This window comes from Prevotella sp., assembly GCF_036570325.1.
Lineage (GTDB): Bacteria > Bacteroidota > Bacteroidia > Bacteroidales > Bacteroidaceae > Prevotella.
In genome coordinates, this window is sequence record NZ_DATCYK010000083.1 from 1 (window position 1) to 5,854 (window position 5,854).

Genomic DNA, 5,854 nt, shown 5'->3' on the forward strand with positions numbered 1-5,854 from the left:
CCCGACGCGTTGTCCGTCGAGAAATACCTCGGTGGTCTTGGTTCGTTCGAGATAAAGAAAGGTGTAAGTGCCCTGCAGTTCCCAATCTTTCGGCACGTCGAACGTCCGCTCGTAGCAGGCCCTTCCACGGTAAGCATGAAGCCGAGTGAGCCGAGTGGTCTCCTTCTTTGTACGAGGCGGATAGCCCAAATGGTTGGTATCGGTGGTTCCGGGCAGGTTTACAACAACCTCACGAAGCTGCGACGGAGGCAGAGGATGGCCGTCGGCGTCGTCAAGCAAGGTACATTTCCAAGGCCCGTCGAGCTTTAACACTTGCGCTCCAAGCTGCATATAACAAAGCGAAAGCAACAATAGTAGATAAGTTTTCTTCATAAACAAAGGGGTAAAAGTAAAAGGGTAAAAAGATAAAAAGGTAAAAAAGTAAAACGAAAAGGGTAAAAAAGTAAAACGAAAAGGGCAAAAAAGTAAAACAAAAAGGGCAAGGATTTAAAAATTACAAAGGTGGGAGCGCACGCTCCCACCTTTGTATTGAAGTAGTTGTTTATTTGGCGTTGATTTCCTTGAGTAGGCGATCGGCGTGGCCCCACTTATCCATCATGTAGAGCACATAGCGTATGTCGACGCCTATACAGCGTGCCAAGCGCTTGTCAAAGTTGATGTCGGACGACAAACTATCCCAGTTTCCATCGAACGCGAGGCCGATAAGTCGGCCCTGACCGTCGAACATCGGGCTGCCGGAGTTGCCTCCCGTGATGTCGTTATTGGTGAGGAAACAAAGCTGAAGCTTGCCACTGGTCTTGTCAGTGTACTGCCCGTAGTCGCTCTCGCTCATGAGTTGGTGCATGATAGGCTCGGCCTTATAGTCGAATACGCCCGCGTCGCCCTGCTTCATCTTCTGTACCAAGCTCTCGGCAGTGGTGTAATAACCCGACGGACGGCCACCAAGGTCGAAGCCACCCACCTGCCCATAGGACAGACGCATGGTGAAGTTGGCGTCGCTGTAATGAGGCATGTCCTCCTCCATGCGCAACTTCGCGGCGCAGAGATAGCGCTCCTGATCGGCTATGGAGTCACGATATTGGCGCATACCGTTGTAGAACTCGGACTGCGTTTCGAGCAAATCAAGACCCAACAGCACACCGGGATCCTTCTGGAAGCGCTTCTTATTGATATAAAGTTTCTTACCGCTCTTCATCAACATGGACTTCTTGTAAAGGTAATCAGCGTAGGCTTGGCAGTCGCCGCCAAACTTCCGGTCGATAACCTTGTAGAAAGCAGGCAGGTACTTGGCGTCGACATGCTCACGATAGTTCTTCAGCAATGTGCCCAAAACCTCCTTGTCGAGGGCCTCATCCCACTCTTCGCTGTTGTCCTTGAACACGATGTACTGCTTCTTCGGGCTGCTCTTGGGTCCCATCACCTCTATTCTGTTCAGGTTCTGTGCCCGTGTTACCAGCTCGCTTGTGCGACGGAAGGTCTCGTTAAAGTACATAAGATTCTTGGAAACGTTGAACCGCTGGATGTAGAAACGGCGCATCTTGCCGAAATCGAGTTGGCCCTTGAGGAAACCACAAGTATCCTGCCAAGCCTGAATACGGTCCTCGTAATCCTTCTTTTGATTGATAATGTCGATGGAATCGATACATTTGTTCATGCCGATAGAGTTCTTCCAGTAGTTCGCACTCTGCGCAAACTTCGAGTCATACTTTATCCGCACGGCCTCATCGGCCCGCATGTGGCGGGTCATCACTTCCTGCTTCACGCCTCGAACCTGCGCCCGGGGTGTGTTCTCAGCGTCACGCATCTCCTTGATACCATAGCTTGAGAGGTATCGGCTGGTGCTTCCGGGGTAGCCAATGGTCATCGCGAAGTCGCCATCTTTATAGCCTTGCAGGCTCACGGGTGCCCAATGCTTGGGTCGGTAAGGCACATTGTCCTTGCTATAGGCCGCAGGTCCGTTGGTCTTTGGGTCGGCATAAATGCGGAAAACGCTGAAATCGCAGGTCTGTCGCGGCCACATCCAGTTGTCAGTCTCGCCTCCGAACTTGCCCATTGACTTGGGTACGGTGAACACCAAGCGCAAATCGGTGAAGTCTTGATAAGTTGTGGCGTAATACTTATTGCCCTCATAGAACGGCTGAACGGTCACATGATAGCTCTTGTCGGTCTTTTTGGCCTCACGGGTAAGGGCGTTCTCCAAGGAATCGAGCACCTCGGAGCGTCTCATTCTCGACATGACGTTGATTCCCATCTTATCAAGCATGGGGGTAATGTCCTTTTGTTCGACCATGAAACTTACAAACATGTTCTTGTTGGGCAGCTCTTCGGCAAAGCTCTTGGCCACGAATCCGTTGAGCATATAGTCGTGCTCCACGGTAGAGTGCGACCTTATGGCCTCGAAACCACAGTGGTGATTGGTGAACACCAAGCCGTCGGGACTGACCACAACGCCCGAGCAATAGCCCGAGAAGCTGACCACCGCGTTCTTGATAGCGTCCTTACCATGATATAAATCATTGTAAGACAGCTTAAAACCTTCTGCCTGCATCTGGCTGTAAACGGCCTGTGGAAGATTATAAAGCGTCCACATTCCCTCATCGGCATGGGCCGAGAAAGAGAAAAGAAGCGAGGAAAGTAAAGATAGGATTACTCTTGTTTTTCTCATTGTTGTTATTGTTTGTTGTACGATTGATTCATATATTGATGGCCCGAGGGCAGACGTGCCTTTTCAAAAAGCCCCATTCCATCGGGTCAAAGGACTGCTTTCATCCGCTCAAAAGCCCCGTTTCATCGCCTCAAAGGGCTACTTCGGCAAAGCCAAAGGCCGACTATCGTAAAGCGGGGGCCGGCCGGTCATAAGCAGGCCGATGATTCCTCGGCCGATAAGCGATGACAGCTTGGCGACCGATCGCTTATCCCCTACGGAAATATTTGCCCACGACGGGCAAGTTGGCCAGCGGAAAATCTTTCTTCACGATGTAGCCGATGAAGACCAAGATAAGCACCGTGTTCAGGGCCATGGCCGCCAACGAGCCGAACGTTTGGTTGCTCCAGCTCATTCCCAAGAAGAGAACGGCCGCCAAAACCACATAGATGGCGATGTCCTTCAGCGGATAATTCACCGGATAATACTTCTGTCCGAACACGTAACTGGCCACCATGCTGATACCATAGGCCGCAAAACCGGCCCACGCACACGCCATATAGCTGAACCGGGGGATGAAAAGCACGTCGATAAGGATAAGCACCACGCAACCCAAACCCGAGAAATAAGCGCCCCAAATGGTGCGGTCGGTGAGCTTATACCAGAAACTGAGGTTGAAATAAACGCCAAACATGATCTCCGCGGCCATGACAATGGGGATGACACGCAGGCCTTCCCAATAGTCGGGAGCCACCACATGGCGCACAATATCCATGTAACCGATGACCGAAAGAAAGGCCAAAAGCGTGAAAATGATGTAATATTTCATCACCTTGGCGTAGGTTTCCTTCTTATCGGCGCTCTTATTGGCAAATACAAACGGCTCATACGCAAAGCGGAAGGCCTGCGTTATGATGACCATTATCATGGCTATCTTTATCGTACTGCCGTAAATGCCGAGCTGGGCATAGGCTTCCTGCGTGGTGCCATCGTAGAGATAAGGAAACAACAGCGTGGAAGCGCTCTGGTTCAACTGGCCCGCTATGCCGAGGATAAGCATGGGCCAAGTGTAGCGAAGCATGCGTTTGCACATGTCACGGTCGAACCCAAAGCTGATACCTTTCATCTCCTTAAAAAGCAGCAGCGTCGTAACGATACTGACAAAGAGGTTCAGATAGAACACGATTCCCACATCGGGAACAAAATCCTTGTCGTAAATGCCGAAGACATTGATACGCAACAAGGGGAATACGATGAGGAAAAGAGCCACCAACGTAACATTGATGAGGATGTTGGCGCACTTGAGCGTGGCAAACTTCACGGGCTTATGCCGGTAGCGAAGATAGTCAAACATGATACACGACCACGCGTCTATGGCCACGCAAATGGCCATCGTACCGATGTACCACGGGTGTTCGCCATAGCCCATAAGGTCGGCCAAGGGCTGAAGAAACAAGATAACGAGCACCGCGAAGGCCATTGCCACGGCACCAACCATGCGCAATGCCGTGGCGTAAACCATGCGGGCATTCTCCCCTTCCTTGTTGGCGAAGCGGAAAAAGGTGGTCTCCATGCCGAACGTAAGGGCTATGATAAGGATTCCTATGTAGGAATAGACATTCGTGATAATACCATACTGCCCCCCGGCGGAGCCCCATGCGAAGGTCTCTATGGGCACAAGAAGGTAGTTGATAAAGCGTGCCGCAATGCTGCTGATACCATATATAGCGGTATCTTTCAGTAAAGACTTCAGATTTGCCATGTCTTTTGAATGATGATTTGTGACTACGTAGAAACGCCAAGCGTATCTTTGAAAGCCGTCGTTCTTGTCGTTGATGATACTCTTCCTTGACTTTGGGAGTTTCCCTGCCTCGTTTCAGCTTCCCGAGACGCTGCCTTTAGAAGAACAGATAGCAGATAGAGATGGCCCCGATGGTGCCTATCAGGTCGGCCAAAAGACCGCAGGCCACCGCGTGACGGGTGTATTTAATACCCACACTGCCAAAATATACGGCCAAAATATAGAAGGTTGTATCGGTCGATCCCTGCAAAATGCAGCTCAAACGGCCCACGAAACTGTCGGCGCCATAGCTCTTCATGGCCTCCAACATCATGCCCCGGGCACCGCTGCCGCTCAAGGGTTTCATGAACGCCGTGGGCAAACCACCCACAAAGTCGCTGTTCATGCCCAGCTGTTCCACCATCCATCGTATGCCACCGATGAGCATATCCATGGCGCCCGACGCCCTAAAGACGCCTACGGCCACCAATATGGCCACCAAATAGGGAATGATGCGCACGGCCGTGGTGAAGCCTTCCTTGGCTCCTTCGATGAAAGCGTCGTACACGTTTATCTTCTTCCACATGCCCGCAAGTATGAAAACAATGATAATACTCAGCAGTATCATGTTGCCGGCAAGGCTCGTCACGGTGCCCATGGTGTCCTTATCCATCTGTCCGAAGCCCCAAATGAGCAGTCCCACGAAGCCGATGATTCCGCCCAGAAGGCCCAACAAGGCCGGCTGGAGCAGGTTGGTACGCTGCCACAGCAGGGTAAGCACAATGCCGGCGAGGGTGGCTATCGAGGTGGAAAGCAAGATGGGAACAAACACATCAGTAGGCATGGCGGCGCCATAGGACGCACGGAAGGCGAGAATGGTGGTGGGAATGATGGTCAGTCCGCTCGTGTTGAGCACAAGAAACATTATCATCGGGTTGGTGGCCGTGTCCTTCTTGGGATTGAGTGCTTGCAGTTGGGCCATGGCCTTCAGTCCCGTCGGCGTGGCGGCATTGTCGAGTCCGAGCATGTTCGACGCAATGTTCATGAACATGCTGCCCATGGCGGGATGGTTCTTGGGTATCTCCGGAAAGAGCCTTGTGAAGACAGGGCTCAACAATCGGGCCAAAGCGTTGACCGCACCAGCCTTCTCTCCTATCTTCATGATACCCAACCACAGCGCCAAGACGCCCGTCAAGCCCAAGGAAGTCTCGAAGGCTGTCTTAGAGGAATCGAACGTAGAAGCCACTATCTTCTCGAAGATGGTCGTGTCGCCCATCAACAATCCGATGACCGCAAACACGAAAGCAATAACGAAAAACGCTATCCAAATGTAGTTTAACACCATAATTGGTTGCAAAGTTAAGGCAAATAGATTAAGTTTTTTTTTATGAGCAGTTAAATAATGTTGTAGGGGTTAGGTTGTGAGGGTG

Annotated in this window: 3 protein-coding genes and 1 pseudogene; all 4 read right to left on the reverse strand. The window is 51.4% G+C overall.

The genetic code is table 11. The features are described 5' to 3' along the window. Positions 1-372, reverse strand: a pseudogene (locus VIR50_RS08520) (beta-glycosidase); the annotation flags it as partial. A 169-nt stretch (positions 373-541) separates the two neighbouring features. Next, positions 542-2,665, reverse strand: coding sequence for a S46 family peptidase (locus VIR50_RS08525; protein WP_331934710.1), 2,124 nt, complete (start codon positions 2,663-2,665; stop codon positions 542-544). Positions 2,666-2,912: 247 nt separating this feature from the next. Beyond that, positions 2,913-4,406 (reverse strand): lipopolysaccharide biosynthesis protein, encoded by a 1,494-nt coding sequence (locus VIR50_RS08530; RefSeq protein ID WP_331934711.1) that lies wholly within the window; start codon positions 4,404-4,406, stop codon positions 2,913-2,915. A gap of 136 nt (positions 4,407-4,542) precedes the next feature. Beyond that, complete coding sequence (locus VIR50_RS08535; protein WP_331934712.1) at positions 4,543-5,769, reverse strand: nucleoside recognition domain-containing protein; 1,227 nt, start codon at positions 5,767-5,769, stop codon at positions 4,543-4,545. Positions 5,770-5,854: the final 85 nt, after the last annotated feature.

Bases quoted from the DNA above. Each gene is read 5' to 3' on its own strand.
- VIR50_RS08525 (WP_331934710.1), bottom strand. From the start codon at position 2,665: ATGAGAAAAACAAGAGTAATCCTATCTTTACTTTCCTCGCTTCTTTTC.
- VIR50_RS08535 (WP_331934712.1), bottom strand. From the start codon at position 5,769: ATGGTGTTAAACTACATTTGGATAGCGTTTTTCGTTATTGCTTTCGTG.
- VIR50_RS08530 (WP_331934711.1), bottom strand. From the start codon at position 4,406: ATGGCAAATCTGAAGTCTTTACTGAAAGATACCGCTATATATGGTATC.